This is a genomic window from Pandoraea anapnoica (assembly GCF_902459765.1).
GTDB classification, from domain to species: domain Bacteria; phylum Pseudomonadota; class Gammaproteobacteria; order Burkholderiales; family Burkholderiaceae; genus Pandoraea; species Pandoraea anapnoica.
The window spans coordinates 273,938-293,609 of sequence record NZ_CABPSP010000005.1; the positions used below are offsets into that span (position 1 = coordinate 273,938).

12 protein-coding genes are annotated in these 19,672 nt (G+C 65.2%); 7 read left to right on the forward strand and 5 right to left on the reverse strand.

Going from position 1 to position 19,672, the window contains the following annotated elements:
* Window positions 1-205: 205 nt before the first annotated feature.
* The 5 genes from PAN31117_RS11190 (at window position 206) to PAN31117_RS11210 (ending at window position 7,035) form a co-directional block, all read left to right on the forward strand.
* A complete protein-coding gene (locus tag PAN31117_RS11190) occupies window positions 206-2,623 on the forward strand; it encodes a TonB-dependent hemoglobin/transferrin/lactoferrin family receptor (RefSeq protein WP_370855748.1) in 2,418 nt (805 codons plus the stop codon).
* Between the two features lie 120 nt (window positions 2,624-2,743).
* Complete coding sequence (locus PAN31117_RS11195; protein ID WP_150738231.1) at window positions 2,744-3,853, forward strand: hemin-degrading factor; 1,110 nt, start codon at window positions 2,744-2,746, stop codon at window positions 3,851-3,853.
* Window positions 3,854-3,924: 71 nt separating this feature from the next.
* Entirely contained in the window at window positions 3,925-4,821 is an 897-nt protein-coding gene (locus PAN31117_RS11200; RefSeq protein ID WP_174990919.1) for a heme/hemin ABC transporter substrate-binding protein, read from the forward strand.
* Between the two features lie 144 nt (window positions 4,822-4,965).
* Entirely contained in the window at window positions 4,966-6,108 is a 1,143-nt protein-coding gene (locus PAN31117_RS11205; protein WP_174990913.1) for a FecCD family ABC transporter permease, read from the forward strand.
* Window positions 6,109-6,192: 84 nt separating this feature from the next.
* Window positions 6,193-7,035 carry a heme ABC transporter ATP-binding protein gene (locus PAN31117_RS11210; RefSeq protein ID WP_150738233.1) on the forward strand — a complete coding sequence of 281 codons (843 nt, stop codon included), beginning with the start codon at window positions 6,193-6,195 and terminating at the stop codon, window positions 7,033-7,035.
* 4 nt (window positions 7,036-7,039) lie between these two features.
* Here the strand turns inward: PAN31117_RS11210 and PAN31117_RS11215 are convergent, their stop codons facing one another.
* The 4 genes from PAN31117_RS11215 to PAN31117_RS11230 all read right to left on the reverse strand — a co-directional run bounded on the left by PAN31117_RS11215 (window position 7,040) and on the right by PAN31117_RS11230 (window position 17,309).
* Window positions 7,040-8,011 carry a delta(1)-pyrroline-2-carboxylate reductase family protein gene (locus tag PAN31117_RS11215; RefSeq protein ID WP_150738234.1) on the reverse strand — a complete coding sequence of 324 codons (972 nt, stop codon included), beginning with the start codon at window positions 8,009-8,011 and terminating at the stop codon, window positions 7,040-7,042.
* Between the two features lie 207 nt (window positions 8,012-8,218).
* The gene (pbpC, locus tag PAN31117_RS11220) at window positions 8,219-10,528 is read right to left on the reverse strand and encodes a penicillin-binding protein 1C (protein WP_150738235.1); all 2,310 of its coding nucleotides are present in this window, start codon (window positions 10,526-10,528) and stop codon (window positions 8,219-8,221) included.
* A 5-nt stretch (window positions 10,529-10,533) separates the two neighbouring features.
* Window positions 10,534-11,253, reverse strand: coding sequence for a lysoplasmalogenase (locus tag PAN31117_RS11225; protein ID WP_150738236.1), 720 nt, complete (start codon window positions 11,251-11,253; stop codon window positions 10,534-10,536).
* A 20-nt stretch (window positions 11,254-11,273) separates the two neighbouring features.
* On the reverse strand, window positions 11,274-17,309 hold the full coding sequence (locus tag PAN31117_RS11230) for an Ig-like domain-containing alpha-2-macroglobulin family protein (protein ID WP_150738237.1): 6,036 nt from the start codon (window positions 17,307-17,309) through the stop codon (window positions 11,274-11,276).
* A 243-nt stretch (window positions 17,310-17,552) separates the two neighbouring features.
* Here PAN31117_RS11230 and PAN31117_RS11235 point away from each other — a divergent pair, with 243 nt between their 5' ends.
* Window positions 17,553-18,068, forward strand: a complete 516-nt coding sequence (locus PAN31117_RS11235; protein WP_150738238.1) for an FUSC family protein — start codon at window positions 17,553-17,555, stop codon at window positions 18,066-18,068.
* Window positions 18,069-18,086: 18 nt separating this feature from the next.
* On the opposite strand, the gene PAN31117_RS11240 is transcribed toward PAN31117_RS11235, so the two are convergent.
* Window positions 18,087-18,581, reverse strand: coding sequence for an Lrp/AsnC family transcriptional regulator (locus tag PAN31117_RS11240; RefSeq protein ID WP_039394205.1), 495 nt, complete (start codon window positions 18,579-18,581; stop codon window positions 18,087-18,089).
* A gap of 141 nt (window positions 18,582-18,722) precedes the next feature.
* On the opposite strand from PAN31117_RS11240, the gene phhA reads away from it, so the two are divergent.
* Entirely contained in the window at window positions 18,723-19,568 is an 846-nt protein-coding gene (gene phhA / locus PAN31117_RS11245) for a phenylalanine 4-monooxygenase (RefSeq protein ID WP_150738239.1), read from the forward strand.
* The last annotated feature ends 104 nt before the right edge of the window (window positions 19,569-19,672 follow it).

Genomic DNA, 19,672 nt, shown 5'->3' on the forward strand with positions numbered 1-19,672 from the left:
CCAAGCTCTTCGTCTCAAGGCCGAACATTGCGGCCGGGTGGCGTGAGATTTTTTCGCCAGCCGCGCCTGCCAGCGTGTAGTGAAGCGTCGAGAGACGCCGCTCACACGCCGATTGCCACGAGCGCTTGCCAGCCAGCAACGGGGTTTTTTGCACTGGGAGCCAGCAGTGAAGCAGTCGTCGAGCGGCGGGGGCCGCGCCTTTGTCATGTCCATGCGCCGGGAACACGGCGCCAACGGTTCAACCAGCGCCATGCAGGGCGCACGAACCAAAGCCTCGCGACGCCAACCGGCGTCCGAGTCACGCCGGCGTCTGCATCCTCTCGCAGGCGCGGTGCTTGCCGCGTTCTGGCTGCCTGCCGCTTTCGCGCAACAGGCCCCGACCGACGGTTCGGCGCAGCCTGCCAAACCCGTCCAGTCCGCGCAGACGATTCAACTCGCGCAGGCATCGCCGAACGTACCGATTCAGCTCGCCGAAGCCAATCTGCGAGAGGTGAACGTGACCGCAACGCGCACACCGACAGCCAGCGAACGTACGCCGGCCTCGATCTCGGTCATCACCGATCAGGACATCGAGGAACAGCAGGCGCAGGACATTAAGGAAGCGCTGCGCTACGAGCCCGGTGTGACCGTGCGTCGTGCACCTTATCGTCCGGCCTCGGCCGCGGCCGGCGGCGGTCGCGACGGCAATTCGAGCATCAACATCCGGGGTCTTGAAGGCAACCGCGTGGCGCTGTTCGAAGACGGTATCCGCATGCCCTCCTCATACTCGTTCGGTCCGCTCGAAGCCGGCCGTGGCGACTACATGGGCATGGATCTGCTGCGCCGCATTGAAATCTTGCGCGGCCCGGCGTCTTCGCTGTACGGCAGCGACGGCCTGACCGGCGTCGCCAACTTCCTCACCAAGGATCCGCAGGACCTGCTCGACGTGTTCGGCAAGTCCACCTACTTCTCGCTGCGTCCGTACTACAACTCGATGGACCGCAGCTTCGGCACGACCGCGCAGGCCGCGTGGGGTGGCGAGCAGTGGCAAGGCATGTTGATCGTGGACGGCAACAAGGGGCACGAACTCGACGGCAAGGGCTCGAACAATTCTGCGAGCACCGCGCGTACGACGGCGAACCCGCAGGACACCAACGGCGACTCCGTCCTCGGCAAGCTCGTCTTCAAGGCCACGCCCTTCTCTACGTTCAAGCTCACCGCCGAGAACGTGCGTCGTCGCACGGATTCGGACGTGCTATCCGCCGTCAGTCCGCCCACGACGCTCGGCCTGCATACCAGCGATCGTCTGGAGCGCAACCGCGTCAGCCTTGATTACGACTTCAAAGACGCCTCGCAGGCCTACATCCAGAACGCACACGCGCTGGTGTACTTCCAGGACGCGAAGAACAGCCAGTACTCGTACGAAAAACGCACGGCGGGCGACCGTACGCGCGACAACACGTACAAGGAACGCACTGTGGGCGGCTCGCTGCAAGCCGAGAGCAACTTTGTGACGGGTCCGCTCGCGCACAAGCTGGTGTACGGCACCGACGCGAGCCTGGCCTACATCACCAGCTACCGTAACGGCACCGTGCCGGGCGTGGGTGAATCGTTCCCGAACAAGGCCTTCCCGGACACGAACTACACGCTCTTCGGCGCGTTCCTTCAGGACGAAATCCGCTACGGCGCGCTGACCGTCACGCCGGGTATCCGTTACGACGCCTACTGGCTCTCGCCCAAGCAGAACGACCCGCTTTACGTCTCGCAGACGGCATCGGGGGCGCGCGTGCAGCCGACATCGTCGAACGACTCCGCCTTCTCGCCGCGCATCGCGGTGATGTACGAAATCGCGCCATCGCTGATTCCGTACGTGCAATACGCGCGCGGCTTCCGCACGCCGACCCCCGATCAGGTCAACAACGGCTTCTCGAATCCGATCTTCGGCTACATGTCGATCGCGAACCCGAACCTCAAGCCCGAGACGAGCGACACCATCGAGCTGGGTCTGCGCGGCCGTCTGGCGACCACGCTCGGCCCCGTGACGTACAGCACCGCCGTGTTCGCGGGCAAGTACCGCAACTTCATCTCGCAGCAGAACATCAGCGGCTCGGGACGTCCGAACGATCCGCTCATCTATCAGTACGTCAACTTCAGCCGCGCCAACATTCAGGGTTGGGAAGGCCGTGCGACGTGGGCGCTCAAGGGCGGCATCACGTTGCGCACCGCCATGGCGTACACGCACGGCACGACCGAAGACAACGGCGCTGCGAGCCAGCCGCTCAACACCATCAACCCGTTCTCGATGGTTCTGGGTGTGCGCTACGAGCCGAACAGCACGTGGTTCGCGCAGGCCGACCTGATGTTCCAGGCTGCGAAGTCGCAAAGCCAGATCGCGAAGAGCTGCACGGCCGGCACGCAACAAAACCAGAACTGCTGGGCACCGCCGACCTCCATCGTGTTCGACTTGTCCGGTGGCTATCACATCAACAAGCACGCAACGGTGTACGCCGGGATCTACAACGTGTTCGACCGCAAGTACTGGAACTGGTCGGACGTTCGCAACCTCGCCGACAACTCCAACGTCAAGGATGCCTATTCGGCGCCGGGCCGCAGCGTGGCTGTGAGCCTGAAGCTTCAGTACTGATCCGTCGAGATCGGTCGTCAGAACCGCGCCGGCGCAAGCAGCTCAATGTCTGAGCTGCGCCTCGCCGACGCATGCCAGCCATCCGCTATCGCCAGCAAACACGCTATTCAAGGAATCGCCATGATGAACGCTCAAAACGCCACTTCCACCGCCCGCCCGGCATTCCCCGCGCTCGCCGACGTCACGCGTCTGCGCAGCGAATTCCAACGAGTGAAGACGGAACAGAACCTGCGCGATCGCGACGCCGCCGCCGCGCTCGGTGTGTCCGAAGGGGAGACGGTCGCGGCATTCGTCGGCGAGCACGTCGTGCGCCTGCGTCCGGAATTCGCCGAGATCGTCGAAGCGCTGCCTGCGCTCGGACGCGTCATGGCGCTCACGCGCAATAACGCCGCTGTCCACGAGAAGGACGGTCAGTACGAAAAACTCTCGCATCAGGGCACCATCGGTCTGGGGCTGGGCAAGGACCTCGACCTGCGCATCTTCTATCACCAGTGGGCCTACGGTTACGCCGTCGAAACGCCGACGGAAAACGGCCCGCGTCGCTCGCTGCAATTCTTCGACAAGGCTGGCACCGCCGTACACAAGATGTTCCTGCGCGATCACAGCGACGTCGGCGCCTTTGAAGCGCTCGTCGCTCGCTTCCGTGCAGACGATCAGACGCCGGGGCAGCATGTTGTCGCTGCCGACGCCCCGAAGGCCGAGACCCCCGACGCCGACATCGACGCCGACGCCTTCCAGCGCGACTGGCTTGCGATGTCCGACACGCACCAGTTCTTCGACATGCTCAAGCGTCACGGTGTGTCGCGCGCACAGGCATTGCGTCTCGCGCCCGCCGGTCACGCACAGCGCGTGTCGTCCGCCTCGGTCCGTACGCTGCTCGAAGATGCCGCAGGTACCGATCTGCCGATCATGGTGTTCGTCGGCAATGCGGGCATGATCCAGATCCACACCGGCCCGGTGAAGAACATTCGCATGATGGGTCCGTGGGTCAACATCCTCGACCCGGGCTTCAATCTGCACCTGCGCGAAGACCTCGTCGACACCGCGTGGATCGTGCGCAAGCCGACGGCGGACGGCATCGTCTCGTCGCTGGAACTGCTCGACGCCTCGGGCATGGTGATCGCCATGTTCTTCGGCGAGCGCAAGCCGGGTCAGGCCGAACGCGAAGACTGGCGCGCGACGCTGGCGCGTGTGGAGGGTTCGCAAGGGGTTGCGGAGGCGTCAGCGTGAACAAGCCCGACGAGAACAATCCGGTAGACACCCCCGGGGCACGCGGGGCGTCCCGCGTCTCGCGTCGCGCCCTGCTCGGCGGTGGTGCGACGCTCGCAGCTGGCGCATGGCTGGGCGCGCTGCTCCCGCATGCCCTCGTAGGCGCGGCGCATGCGGCGACGGATGCGTCCGTCGCCAAGGACGGCCCGAAGCGCGTGATCGTCGCCGGTGGCGCGCTGACGGAAATCGTCTACGCCCTCGGCGCGCAGAATCGCGTGATCGCCAACGATCTGACGAGCCTGTACCCGGAAGCCGCGACCAAGCTGCCCAAGATCGGCTACCTGCGCACGCTCTCGGCCGAAGGTGTGCTCTCGCTGCATCCCGATCTGTTGCTCGCGGGCGCCGAAGCCGGGCCACCCAACGTGCTGTCGCAGATCGCCGCCGCGGGCGTGACCGTGCAGCACTTCAAGCACGGTTATACGGCCGAGCTGGTGCGCGACAACATTCGCGGTGTCGCGAACGCGATGAAGCTCAACGACGAAGGCGTACACCTGGCAGGCCGCTTCATGTCCGATTGGATTCAGACGCGTGGCAAGGTCGAGGAGATGTACGGCATTCAGAAGCGTCCGCGCGTGCTGTTCATCCTCGGTCATACCGGCAATCAGGTGATGGTCGCGGGGCGGGACACCGCCGCCGATGCGATGCTGGCTTACGCCGGTGCCGAGAACGCGCTGCGCGGGTTCAACGGCTACCGTCCGCTGACGGCCGAAGCGGCCGTCGCTGCGCAGCCCGACGTGCTGCTCACGACCACGACGGGACCGTCGCCCGCCGACCCGGCCGCCACGCTGCTCGCGCAGCCGGGACTCGCCAACACTCCGGCGGGTCGCGCCAGACGCGTCGTCAGTTTCGACGCCCTGTATCTGCTCGGCTTCGGCCCGCGTCTGCCGCAAGCGGTCGCCGAGCTCGCCAGGCGCGTGCACAGCGCCTGAGGGCATCAGCGTGAGCGTGGCGTGACGTTGCGAGCGACTTCGTGACGTCACCCCAATCTCCGTCCTCCGGCCCCGAACCCGTCATTCGCCAGCCACTCGCCAGTCATCCTTGCCATGTCAGCCGCCCCTCCGATTCCGAAGCCCATGTCGTCAAGTTCGTCCAGCGCGTCCAGCCGCAGCCGGACCGCGACGCCCAATGCCTCGACCGACCGTCCCGACGTCCCGCGCCATGCCGGTGCTGCACGTCGGCGTCCGCCGCGCTGGATCGTCATGACGGTACTCGTCGGCCTGCTCGCCGCCGCCGTGCTGGCCGCGTTGTGTGGCGGCGCATATCGCATCGCTCCCGCCGACGCCATTGCCGCCCTATTCCGTGGTGCGACGGGCGACTTTGCACAAGATCAGGCGCGCAATGTGATGTTGCAGATCCGTTTGCCGCGCATCGTGCTGGGCGTGCTGGTCGGCGCAGGCTTCGGCGCGGCCGGTGCCGCGTTGCAAGCGCTCTTTCGCAATCCGCTGGCCGATCCGGGGCTGATCGGCGTGGCGAGCGGCGCAGCGCTCGGTGCCGCCGGCGTGATCGTGCTCGGCGCGGTGTTGCTGCCTGCCACGCTCGCGGCGTCGCTCGGCTTGTGGATGCTGCCGCTGGCGGCGTTTGTGGGTGCGCTGGGGGTCACGGCCCTCGTCTATCGTCTGGCCGCCGGACGCGGCCGTCTCGCTCTGCCCTTGCTCCTGCTCGCAGGTATCGCAATCAATGCTGTCTCCGGGGCCGCCATCGGCTTGCTGACGTATCTCGCGAACGATACGCAATTGCGCACACTCACCTTCTGGACGCTGGGCAGTCTCGGCGGCGCGCAATGGTCGATGCTCGCGGTGATCGTGTGGCCGGTCGCGCTAGGCATCGTCGCCCTCGCCTCGCAGTGTCGCTCGCTCAATGCGTTGCTCCTCGGGGAGGCCGAAGCGCTGCACCTCGGCGTGGCGGTGCAATCGGTCAAACGACGCGTGATGGTGGCGTGCGCGCTGTGCGTGGGTGCGTTGGTGGCGTCGAGCGGCATGATCGGTTTTATCGGTCTGATTGCGCCGCACATCGTGCGTCTGGTGGTCGGCCCTGACCCGCGCGCCGTGCTGCCTGCGGCAGCCCTCTTCGGCGCGATTCTGACGCTGCTCGCCGACCTCGTTGCCCGCACGTGGGTCGCGCCTGCCGAATTGCCACTGGGCATTCTGACGGCGCTGCTCGGCGCGCCCTTCTTCCTCATGCTGCTGTGGCGACGCCGCGGGCAGTTCGGTCTGTGACGGCCGCTTACGCTCACCAGAAGACCACCGCCACGACCACAGCCTCTGCCGACTGACGACACCGGCCAACATCAGGACATCGCCATGCTCAGTGCCTACGACCTCACCATCGCCCACTCGGATTCGCCCGTGCTCGACGGCCTTTCGCTCGACATTCGTCCCGGCGAGTTGCTTGTGTTGCTTGGCCGGAACGGCGCGGGTAAAAGCACCCTGCTCAAGGCGCTGGCGGGCGAGCCGTTGCCGCCGCGCACGCACATGAGCGGCGCGATCACGCTCAACGGTGCGCCGCTCTCGCAATACTCGACGGCGGCGCTGGCGCGTCTGCGCGCCGTGCTGCCGCAAACGGCCCAGTTATCGTTCCCGTTCAGTGCGCTGGAGATCGTGACGATGGGGCGTCTGCCGTTTCCGAAGGCGAGCCGTAGCGATACAGAGATTGCGGCACTCGCCCTCGAACAGGCAGGTGCGCTGTCGCTGATCCATCGCGACGTGATGACGCTCTCAGGCGGGGAATGGGCACGCGTGCAGTTCGCGCGGGTGCTCGCGCAGTTGTGGCCGGACAGTCCGAACGAGAGCGCGTCGGCCCCGTCGGTGCCGCGCTACCTGTTGCTCGACGAACCGACGGCGGCGCTCGACCTCGCCCATCAGCATCATCTGCTGTCGCTCACGCGAACGTTGGCAAAGTCGTGGGGATTCGGTGCGATGGCCATCGTGCACGACGTGAACCTCGCGGCGCGTCACGCCGACCGTATGGCGTTGCTTGCCGACGGACGCATTCTCGCCACCGGCACGCCACATGAAGTGATGCGTGCCGATCTGATCGAAACGACGCTGGGCCTGCCGGTACATATAATTACGCCGGGGACGGCAGCGGGATACCCGGTGCCGACGGCGGCATCCGCAGGCGTGCCGTTTGCGTTGCCCGCCTAACGGCTTAGGTGGCTGGCACACCATCCTTCGCAAGATTCGCGCGGGCGCACAACACCGCCGCGAGATCCCACAGCGCATAGCCCACACTCTTGAAGAGCACCGGCCCGCTCGAGCGGAAACGGTCGGGGGTAATGATGGCGTCCATCAAGGGCGCGGCACGTCCCCAGTCGATGGCGGCGTGCAGCAGATCGCCCGCCTCGTGCTTCACTTCCCACGTATCGACCACCAGCGTGCCGCGCACGGCGGCGTCGCGGCATAACTGCGGCGGCAACTCGCGCATGTCCGGGCGAAACGCGCCCACGCCCGCAACGAAAATGTCGTCGCGCCAGCGCGTCACGTCGCTGTCCGGCAGCACCGGTTCGCTGCTGGTCGTCGCCGTGATCACGATGCTGACGGTATTGAGTACGGGCTCGATGGCATCGACCACGGTCGCTTCTACACCGAGCGTCGCGGCGTGATCGGCCAGCGCATGTGCGCGCTCCGGACTGCGCGAAAAGATCATGAAATGACGCGTGCCCATGCCTGCCGCGAAGGCCTCCAGATGCGCCCTCGCCTGCACACCCGCACCGACGATCAGCACCGGCCCCTTCGGACGTGGCGCAAACTTTCTCGCAGCAAAGAGCGTGACGGCGGCGGTACGACGCCCGGTGATGGTCGGTCCGTCGAGCAGCATCTGGCGCTCGCCAGTGTGCGGGTCGAACACCATCACCTCGCCGATGATCGACGGTTTGCCCGCACGGCAATTCTCGGGATGCACGGTGATGTGCTTGGTCATCGCAACGTCCCGATTGACGGCAGGCATCACCAGCAGCACGCCGGTGCGGCGGCCGCGTTCGGGTTCGGTCAGGGGAAAATGCAGACGCTCCGGGGCGCGCGCGGTGCCCGAGCGCATCTCCATGAGCATGGCCTCGATGCCGTCGGCCAATTGAGGATAGGGCAACAACTGCGCGGTTTGATGCGCATCCAGCGTGATCATCGATTGTCTCCGCTTCGGGGCGTACGCCTTCGGGCGGCGGAGTTTGCACTCGTCGTCGTCACATCGCGTCACGCTTTGCCAAGTCTGATTTCAGTGTAGCGCGCATCGCGTGAACGCGTGTGCCACATCAAAATTTAATCGTGACATTTCGTGTCGTCGCGACGCGTCAGACCGTCGCGATGTCGCTGCGTCATCGCGCACATGCGCTCAGCGGCTCGCATTGCGCATGCGTTTGCCGTCGTTGACGGTCGCACCGCGTACCTCGAAGCGAACACTGTCGCGCACCGTGCCGGACGCGTCGACCAGCTCAAGCGTGTGACGTCCCGGCCATGGCAACCACCCCACACGCGACGTGCCCGAAAGCGGCTTTCCGTCGAGTCGCCACGCCGCGCCTTTGGGCCACGCTGCGGCCACCTGAAACCACAGTCGCTGGTTGGCAGGCGGGATGTCGGGATCTAGTGCGACGATGGTCCCTTCCGTCGGCCCGGCAATGCGCCAGAGCGGTCCGCTCGGCGCCTTCGTAGCGAGTGCGGACAACGCAATCGTGCTCTGCGACGTGCCGGGCAAAAACCACTCCTCGCGTGTGGGTTCGACGTGCTCCGCATACTGCACTGCGACATGCTCTACACCGGGTGGCGGCGCGGGCGGCAAGCTGGCGGTTCGACGATGCAGATAATCCATCACGCGATGCCAGATCGGGGCGGCACCGGAGACACCGGAGACGTCCCACATCGGCGCGCCGTCCGCGTTGCCGACCCAGACACCCACGGTATAGCGACGCGAATATCCGACCGCCCAGTTGTCGCGCATATCCTTGCTGGTGCCTGTCTTCACAGCGGTCCAGTAGCGTGTCGAGAGCGGACTGTCGAGACCGAACGTGCGCGTTCTCGCCTGTCGGTCCGCGATCATGTCGGACACAATGAAGCTCACCTGCGGTGAGAAGACGGGAGTGCCTGCCGCCGAGTGCGTGTGGTTGTCGTCCTTAGCTTTCTTACCCGCCGGTTTATCGTCCGTTCGAGCTCGCGACGTCGATGTGACACGCTCGGGCATGCGCTGGCGAATGCCGCTCGCCGTACCGCCATTCGCCAGCGCGCGATACGCGTTTGTGAGCGAGAGCAACGTCACATCGGCGCTGCCGAGCGCCAGGCTGAAGCCATAGTAATCACCGCTTTGCGTGAGCGGCAAACCGAGCGAGACGAGCGTCTGCGCAAACCGGCGCGGCGTGACCATCACGAGCGTGCGCACGGCGGGCACGTTGAGCGACGAGCCGAGCGCGGTACGCGCACTGACCCATCCCTTGAAGTGACGATCGTAGTTCTGGGGAATGTACAGACCGCCGCCCGTCGGCAGATCGATGGGCGAATCGTCGAGCAGCGACGCCGCCGTCAGACGCTGCTCGGCAATCGCCTGCGCGTAGAGAAACGGCTTGAGCGTGGAGCCCGCCTGACGCAGCGACGTCACGCCATCGACCTGCGCCGCAGACGACAACGCACCGGACGATCCGACCCACGCAAGGATGTCGCCGCTCGCGTTGTCTATCACGACAATCGCGCCGTCCTGCACGTTGCGCGCACGTCCCGGAGTGCTCAACTCGCGCAGCGTCTGCCCCAGCGTATTCACCGCCATGCGCTGAAGATTCGCGTCAAGCGTGCTGGTAATGCGTGTGCCCGCTGGCGGACGGCTTTCGCTGAAAACGCGACGTGCGAAATGCGGCGCGAGATTGACGGCGTCGCGCGTCGTCATCACGCTCGCGGGACGCGAAAACACTAGCTGCGTATAACCTTCCAACCCGCTGCAATCGGCCCCTTGTCCCATGTCCTTCAGAATGCCGCAGGCGCGCTGGGAGACGCGCCCGGCAGGCGCATTGGGGGCACGCAGCAGCGCGACGGCAATCGCCGCCTCACGCGCGTCGAGGCCGATGGGCAGCTTGCCGAACAGCGTTTGCGAGACGGCCGAGATGCCGACGAGTTCGCCGCGAAACGGCACGAGATTCAGATACGCTTCGAGAATCTGGTCCTTGCGCCAGCGCTGCTCCAGCCAGAGCGCCGTCGCTGCCTGCCCGATCTTCTGCGTCACCGACCGGTTGCGTGCACTGGGGCGCAGATCGTCGTCGAGCAAGCCCGCCAGTTGCATCGTCAGCGTGGACGCGCCACGCGTGCGCGAATGCCAGAGATTGCCCCACGCGGCGGCGGCGACGCCCCGCCAATCGACCCCGCTGTGCTCGTAGAACCGCTTGTCTTCCGAGACGATCAGCGCCTCACGGAACGCGGGCGACACGTCGGCCAGCGTCACCCAGTCGCCGCGCTGTGCCTGCATGTCGGCGCGCAGACGCTGCAACGGCTCGCCACGACGGTCCAGCAGAATCCAGTCGGACGCACGCCAATCCTGACGCACCTCGTCGAACGACGGCACCGCGTGTGCGACGACCGGTGCCTGAAGCAGCCCGAGCGCCATCGCGACACTCAGTACGACACGACGCGCAACGCCTCCACGACGCCCCTCAGGCACTGCGCACATTGGCTTCATCCTTTCTCATTCGACGGCGACGATGCCTGCCCGGGCGTGCGGATGGCCATGATGCCCGCCACGAGCAGCAACTGCGCGAGCGCATACAGAATCCAGATCGCGTACTCCTGCGCGGGCACCGAGCCTACAAAGCGGGTGGTACCGATGAGCGCATCCGATACGGTGAAGAGCAACGCACCGACCGGCGCCCATTCGCCTCGCACGTCGGCCAGTAGCGCCGCCGAGGCCATCATGGCGAGCACGACGACGTAGCACGCGACCGGTGCCTTCAACGCTCCCATGCCAGGCCAGTACAGCGCGTACAGAAGCGCCGCCGCAATCCACACCAGAACGATAGCGACGCGATGCCAGCGCGGCACCTGCGCCCACGGCCGACGCACGCGCCAGAACAGCATGAAGTACGCGAGGTGCGCCACCAGAAACGCCCCCAGTCCGAACACGAAGCCCTGTGCGAGTGCCGGGAGCGCGAGCAGCACATCGCCCGCCCCCGAGAAGATGAGCGCCGCACAGAGCCAGACCCGCTCGCGCGGCACCCGGTGATATAGCGCGGCAAATAGCAGCAGCGCACACAGGAACACCTTTGCGATGGCCTGATCCGCGTACGGCGCACCACGCAACGCGACGGCATACGCGGCCCCCGCCACCGCGGCGAGCCACCAGAATCGGCGTGCCTCGCGCGGCAGCACCGCCGCAGGCGCAAAGAAGTTCGACGTCATTGCAATCGGTCTCCCGTGCGTTATTGCTTGGCCGGCACGACTTGCACCGGCGCATTCGGCGTCTCGCCGTACATCGCCGGTTCGTACATCGCTTCGACGCGCGTGGGCGGCGTGGCGAACTTGCCGACGTTGTTCAGACGCACGGTGTACTCGATGCGATGCTGCCCCTTCGGCAGATAGTCGTAGTACGCGCGGTAGGCGTCCTGCGCGCGCTCTTCGAACGCGGGCATCGCGCCTTCGCTCTTCTCGCCTTGCGTCGCAATGACCGAGTCGCGTCCAAGCCCACCACCCAGTACGGTCGCCCCGCCCGGCAGCGGATCGCTCACCACGACCCAGCGCATGTCGGCCTGCGCATCGATATCGAGTCGTACGCGCAACACGGCACCCCGCACGAAGCTGTCGCCGGACTTGTCCGCTGCATCCTGCACCTGAACGCTGCGCGTGACGCGATAACCCGCCGCAAACGGCGCTTTGAGCGGGACCGCCGCGACACTCTGAATCGTCGCCCACGGCTTGCCCGCACCGGTCTGCTCAAGCCGCAACACATCGCGCGCGTTGTCGGTCCCGGCGGCCGCGTTGCTCAACCACGGCAGCGACACGGTGGGTGGCACGGTGCCTGCCTTGAGCTTGTCCCAATCGACGCTCTGCACCCCGCCACTCGTCTGATTGTCGCGCTGCCACTGGACCGTGGTCTGCCCCGTCGGCGTATCGCGTTCGAAGCGCGCCGAGAAGCGGTCCACCGCCAGTCCACCCCAGACGTTAGCCGTCGTGGTCGACCATGCACCGCGCGACTGAAGGCCCAGCAAGCCGATCACGAGACGCGGCATATCGTCTTTCCATGCCGGGTTCGCGTTCATCAGCAACGCCAGCCGCGCCGCGTTGGTCTCCGGACCGACCATGAGCCACCAAAGACCGTCGGTACCCTGCGTCGAGAAGCCCACCCGCGTGCCCTGATACGACAAGCGCGCCCGCAGAATCTGCTCGGCCTGCGCCATGCGTTCGGCCCGTTGCGGCGCATCGGGCAAACGTTGCAGGATCGCGTACCAGTCGATCACGGCCGATGTCGGCCAGTCGTTCGGGGCGATCGTCAACGAACCGAGCATGCGGGCGCTGGCGCGACCGTAGCGCGAGAGCGCTTCGATCGCACTGAGCTTACGCAGTGTCAGGTCGTCGCGCGGTGCCCAGAAGCGTCGCGTGAGGCGGCCTTCCACGAACGCCGTCAGTCCGTCCTCCATGCGCGCGAGCGCATCGTCCGGCAGACCGTACGCGGGGTCCAACGCTTTCGCCTCGTTGCTCATCGCGAGCAGATAGGCCGTCAGCGTGTCGCTGCCCTGATTGGCGAAGCCTTCCTGCGGCGGGAAGTAGCTTGCGAGGCCATCTTCGTCGAGATACGACGGCAACGTGCCCATCACGCGCTTCCACTGCGCAACGTCGCGCAAGCCGAGCGCCTTGGATGCCTGCTGCTCCAGACACGCATACGGATACAGCTCGAACCAGCGCTTCACCCCGGGCAGCCCCTGCGACAGACGCGGCTGCATGTTGACGCGCACGCCACCCCGCAGCTTGCCCGTGCTGTCCACCACCGCCCCTGCGGGCGGCGCCATCGGCAACGTGAGGCTGCCTTCGACCTGCGTAAGCACCGACTGCTGCACTGTCGCCGGAAGGGACGGCTGAATGTCCTGCCCCACCTTGATGGCGTCGCTCGCAGCCGGCGCACCGCCCGTTGCCGGTGCCTGTGCGCTGACCTCCCACAGCACCCGCTGCGCACGCGTGTCGGCCAGCCCCGTCGGCGCGGTGACCTCCCACATCACCTCACGCGACTCCCCGGCCGGTACGTCGATGCGCTGCGGTGCGAGCGTGAGTTGCGTCGCACGCGCGGTCAGCTGCACCTGCATGGCGTGCTGCGTCGTATTACGGACGGTGAACTGCGCACGGTAGTTGTCGCCTTCGCGAACCAGCGGCGGCAATCCCGAGATCAGTTGTAGATCCTGCGTCGAGCGGATCGTCGCCGAGCCGGTACCGAACCAGCCAAGCGCCTGCGTACCGGGCTTACCGTCGTCCGCCACCGCCACGATCCGGAAACTCGACAGCGAGTCGTTGAGCGGCACGTCGACCGTCGCCTCTCCCTTGTCGTCGAGCACCACGCGCGGCTGCCACAGCAACAAGGTGTCGAACAGCTCCCGTGTCGGACTCTTGCCCCCGCCACCACCGGCAGGCACCGCCTTGCGCCCGTAGTGACGACGGCCAATGATCTCCATTTGCGCCGTCGCCGTCGTGACGGTGTAGCTGCGACGCTGCCACATCGCATCGAGAAGATTCCAGCTTGTGTTGGGTGCGAGTTCGAGCAGCGCTTCGTCCACCGCGGCGACCGCGACCTCGGACCCTGCTGCAACCGGCTTGCCGTCCGGCTGCGAGACCTTGATGCGGACCTTCGCGTGACCGCGCACAGGATAGGTCGCGGCATCGGGCTTCACTTCGACGGCAAGGCGCTGGCCCGCCGTCCCCACACGCAACTCGGTCAGACCGAACCGGTACGCGGGCTTGCCCAGATCGACCAGACCGGTCGGAGCCTGATATTCGCGCCCCTCGTACCAGAACGCACGGAACCACTCCAGGGGCTGTTTCCACCCCCACTGGAAGAAGGAGTACCAGGGCACTTCGTGGATGCGCCCACGTACCGCGAGCACCGAGACATAGACGTTCGGTCCCCATGTCGGATCGACCTTCAGGGAGATGTTCGGATCCTTGCCCGAAATCTCCACCGTGCGCGTCTCCATCACGCCTTCGCGTTCGATGGCTACCAGCGCCGTTGCCGAACGGAACGGCATGCGCACCTGCAACTTGGCCGTCTCGCCGGGTTCGTAAGCGCGACGCTCCGGCAGCACGTCCATCCGGTCGGTGTTATCGCCGCCAAACCAGACTTCGCCCCGACCCGTGACCCACACACCGGTCGTCGACGTGCTCAGGTTGCCCTTGTCGTCTTTCGCCTGCGCGACCAGCGTGATCTCGCCCGGCTGGGAGAGCGATACGTCGCACGCCAACTCGCCACGCTCATCCGTCTTGCCGCTGCACACCTTGCCGAGATCCTTGACCTCGGTGCGGTTATCGTAGGCATAGAAGCCGCCCACCATCCGCTTGCGGCTGCTCGTGGTGATACGCGCCTCTGCGCGCACCTCCATCGCCACGCCGGACTTCGGCTTACCCTGCAAATCCAGCGCCAGCGCCTTGACCGGCAGCTTATTGGTCACCGACACCCAGCTTTCGCTGCGCACGCCGGTGATCAGGTTGGCCGGCCACAAGGTGGCGTTACCGCGCAGCGTCTGAATCTCGCCGTTCGGATCTGCGAAGCTCGCCTCGAGCACCAGATCGCTCGGACGGTCGACCTTCGGCAGGTCCTTGAGCGTCAGCGTGCCCGCCCCGTTGCGGTCGAGCACGAGCCGTTGCTTATCGGCCACTAGCTTCTGGTCGCTCGATCCCGAACTTTCGTCGTTGCCCTGATCGTCGTCGTCGCCGCCCGATTGGGCGGACGGCGGGCGATAAGGCGTGAAGCTGTAATCGTCGTATCCGTCGAACGTGAGATCGCGCACGCGCATCAATGCCGACACGCGCACCGGCAGGTTGCCCGCCGGTCCCCCCGCGACGTAATTCACCTGCACATTCACCGGCGCTTCGGTCTTGTTGACCAGCGGCGACTTCGCTGCATCGCGTACGCCAATCGATCCGGCCAGCACCGGCAGGCGGAAGGCCTCCACGCGGAAGTGCCCGGCGTCGAGCGACTGCGGATAGGTCTTCGGCCGCGAATCGTTGTCCGTGTAGTCCAGCGTCACCGCGTATTCGCCCAGTTTCGCGCCCTGCGGAATCTGGAAGGTGTTCTCGGCCAGCCGTCCGTTACGCCACGTGAGGGGCTGTGTGTACGTCTGTCCGGAGCCCTCATGCGTGATCGTCATTTGCGACGGCAGGCTCGCCGGTAATCCCAGCCCCTGCATCGTCTCCTGACGGATGAAGTGCTTCATCGATACCGTCTCGCCTACACGGAACAGCATGCGATCGAACACCGTCTGCGCGCGCACGGTCGGGCTGTTGCCGCCGTCGGTCGGCACATGGAAGCGCCACGGTTCGATGCCGCGATCCCAATCAGACGACACGAACGCCATATCGGGATCGTTGCCCTGCGTGCGGGCCACCACGAAGTACCCCGAGCGGCCGGTCTTCTGGCAGTACTTGTAACGTTCGAGCGCCTTGTCGATCTTCGCCACGCCCGTCTTGTCGGTGACGGCCGTCGCAACTTCGCTGCCGTCACAGTCGAGCACGCGCACCTTCGCATTGGCGACCGGCTGCCCCTTGTCGAGCGTCGTGACCCATGCGACAGCATTCTCACGGCCCATCTTGAAGTGCACGCCCAGATTGGTCACCAGCACCGTGGTGCGCACGTACATCGGCAACGACTTGCCCAACAGCGCCGCCCCGAGCGAGGGTGACGCCAGTTCCACGACGTAGAAGCCCGGCTTCTGGAACGGAATACCGACCACTTCGAACGGCCGGGGATCCTTCTCCTTCGGCACGGGCAGCGTCAGGGCCTGAACCCCCTGCAGCCCTGAGAGCAGGGACAGACTGCGGGTGTCGTATCGCGTGACCTTCTCTTCGACGATTGCCGCCGCGTTGGGTCCGAACGCTTCCTTCGCTGCCGGTGCCGTCAGGATCGACGGCATTTCCTGCGCGATCTGCTTGCGCGTCATCGATGTCTCGTCGAAGCGACGCACGCGCGACATCCACGTCAGCACCTCGGCGTCGTCGTCGACACGTAATTGCAACGTCCGCCCCGCTTCACCGGCGCCCCCCGCCTTCGCCGCTTCGCCCGCGACGCCGAGACCGTTGATTTGCAGCGCCGGTTCGACCTTGCGCAAGGTCACCGGCAACATCGGCGGCATACCCGGCTCGGCGAATCGCTCAACGATGCCGAAGGGTGCCGCAGCAAACTTGGCCAACGGCGGCATCGTTGCCGTCTTCGTCTTCAACGGAAATTCGCTGGCGTTGTCGAGCGCGCGACCACTGTCGTCCGTAAAGCCTTTGGGCAGCGTGATCGTCAGTTCGGCCTTCTCCGGGAACGGAGCATCGAAGGTGACGTCCGTCACGCTGGACGAGCGGTCCGAATCGCTGGCCTTCGGCGAGCGTTCGGCCCCTGCCCCCTGCACGCGAATTTTCGCGGCCATGTCTCGCGCTACGGGGGAATTGAATGTCAGACGCAGCGGACGCAACGGTGTGCACGGCGCATTGGCATTCTCGCGCTCGCAGCTGAAGCTCGCCGTGAACGGCTCACGCACGTCGTATTCGAAACGGCGCGCCTGTTTGGTCGGCACCCCGGACGGCGTAGCAATCCCCGCCCCCCAGACCAGATGCATCTTCGCACCGGCCGCAAGCGTACGATTGCATTGCAACATGACGACGCGCGCCGACTGCTTGTCGAGATTGAAACGCTTGAGCAACGCCGTGCGCGTATCACCCTCGATCCACTTCACGCCGATACGCTCGCCCAAGCCTTCGGTTTCGCACCAGGCGTTCTGGCGCACGCTGGCAGGCGTTGCCGCCCCGTTGAGCGTGAGAATGAAAATCTGGTTCTCGTCGACAGGACCGTACGAGGGACGAATGGACGAGACGGCCGGACCGCCCGTGTTGAATGCGTATTTCGTGGTGCCGGAGAGTGCCGTGCCCGAGACGGCGGACAGGCCGCTGCGCATCTCGACGGAACACTTCGCGCCTGGCGGCAGATCGCTCTTGAAGTCGAAGACCCAGATCTTGGGTTCGAGCCAATGACCGTCACCGGTCAGCGACGCATCCGTACACCGTACAGCAGCGGGCGCCGTCGCACGGGGATCGCCTGCGGGCACCATCGCTTCGTCGAATTTGACGACGACCTGGTTCACACTGGCGACCTCGCCCTGCGGGCTGACGCTTACGACGCGAGCGGCCTGTGCTGGCGACGCCATGATCATTCCAAGACTCAGCGCCGCCCACGCCAACGGCGCGGTCGGCCAGACGCGTTGCGTTCGGCTATGCATGCCGGACTCCTCCCGGGTTCTGGTGAAGCGATTCTAACCCGCAGTCTTTGGCATATCGAACCGTTTCCCGACAGAACTTGGACGGAAAACGATATTTAGGATGGGATCCCCGGCCCGATCGGAATCGTCTGGACGCACGCTCGGAATTCGCTTCGAAAATCTTATGAATGTCTTGTGGATGGGCAGAGACGAAAGTGGCCTATGTCACACTGGCGCTTTTCGCATTCGTCACCCGCGCCGCCCATGTCCATCGCCTTTCTGCACCCGAAGAAGAACGCGCTGGTCTATCTCGTGAAGATCCTTACCGGCTCGCTGATCGTCTGGTTCGGCCTGCGCGCCGCCGGCTTTCCCGAACCGTACTGGGCGATGATCTCGCTCATCATCGTGACCGAGCCCGATCCGTTGCAGGCCCGCAGCAACTTCAAGGCGCGCTCGATCAACACGATCACCGGGGCGGTCGTGGCATGTATCGTGCTGCTGGTGATGGGACCGGGTCTGGCGGCGATGCTGGTGGGCATTACGATCGCGACGCTCGCCGCCATGCTGGTACAGAACTATCCGGCGAACTGGCGACTGGGACCAGCTACGGTGGTGATTCTGATGTCGGCGGCGCTCAGCGGACAGGGGCAAGGACTGCACGAAGAGCTCAGCCTCGCCATGCTGCGCGTGATCGAAGTGTTGGTGGGCTCCACCGTCGCGCTTATCCAGTCATTGATCTACGGACGCTACGTGAAGCCGTGGCTAATGCCGGAGGATTGAACCCGACACCGGCAGCGATCAGCGTGACGCCGGACGGTTGTTCGACAGATAGCTCAGCGGCAATGCGTTGCTGCGCTTGAAAGCGCTCAGCACGATGTTCGAGCGCACATTCTCCACGCCCGGCACCTGCATCAGTCGCTTCATCACGAACGCCGACAAGGCATTCAGATCCGGCACCACGATCCTCAGCAGGTAATCGGCCTCGCCCACCACGGCGTGGCACTCCAGCACTTCGGGCAGCAAATCGATCTCCGCCTGAAACCGTTCGATGACCTGATCGCCGTGATGTTGCAAGCGCAGGGTCGTGAACGCCGTCACCGCCAGGCCCAACGCCTCGGGGCGCAACACCACACGATACCCCTCGATCACGCCCGCGGCTTCGAGCCGTTGCAGGCGTCGACCGATCTGCGACGCCGACAGCGCCACATGCTCTGCCAACTGGTGATGGGTGGCCCGGCCTTCCTTCTGCAAGGCGTCCAAAAGGGCCAAATCGAAGCTATCCAGATCAAGCATGACGATTCTCCGCAATAAATCACATTTTTATGCGAAATTTATGCAAACGACTTTCACCACAGGCGCATTATGCGCCCATTTCGCATGCCATGCGCAATACACTTTCAATCATTGTCACCGCTTAATTGAGTCGTTCGCATCATGTCCCTTACTGCCATGCTCCAGGAGCAATTCGACGCAGGTCTCACGACCCGCCCCGACTTCACCATCGATCAACCCGTCGAGCAATACGGCGCGGTCGATCACGCGGTGTGGCAGCAGCTGTACGAACGTCAGACGGCGATGTTGCCCGGCCGCGTCTGTGACGCCTTCATGGAAGGCATTCGTGCTCTCGACATGGACGCGCGTCGCGTGCCGGAGTTCGAACGGCTGAACGAAAAACTGATGGCAGCCACCGGCTGGCAGGTCGTGGCGGTGCCCGGTCTCGTGCCGGACGAAGTCTTCTTCGACCACCTCGCCAATCGCCGTTTCCCGGCGACTTGGTGGATGCGCCGTCCGGACCAGCTCGACTACCTTCAGGAACCCGATTGCTTTCACGACGTGTTCGGTCACGTGCCGCTGCTCGCCAATCCCGTGTTCGCCGACTTCATGCAGGCCTACGGAAAAGCGGGCACGGTTGCCCAATCGCTCGGCGCGCTGCCGCTGCTGGCACGTCTGTACTGGTACACCGTTGAATTCGGTTTAATGCGTGACGGCGACGGTCTGCGAATCTATGGCGCGGGCATCGTGTCGAGCCGTGGTGAAACGGAGTTCTCGCTGACCTCGGGCGAGCCGAATCGCATCGGCTTTTCGCTTGAGCGCGTCCTGCGCACGCAATACCGCATCGATACGTTTCAACAGACGTACTTCGTCATCGACGACTTCGCTCAGTTGTTCGACGCCATGCGCGCCGACCTCCCGGCACTGTTCAAGGCGTTTGCCGAACAGCCGTCGTTCGAAGCCAACGCACGCCGCCCGGAAGACACCCAGATTCTGCTGCCGGCATGATGGCACGGCCCGGGGCGACCCGGGCGCTTTCGTCCCAAGCCCCCGTCAAGCGCTGTCAGACTCAAGCGCTCTCAGACATCGCTTACACACGTCTGCCGCCCGCC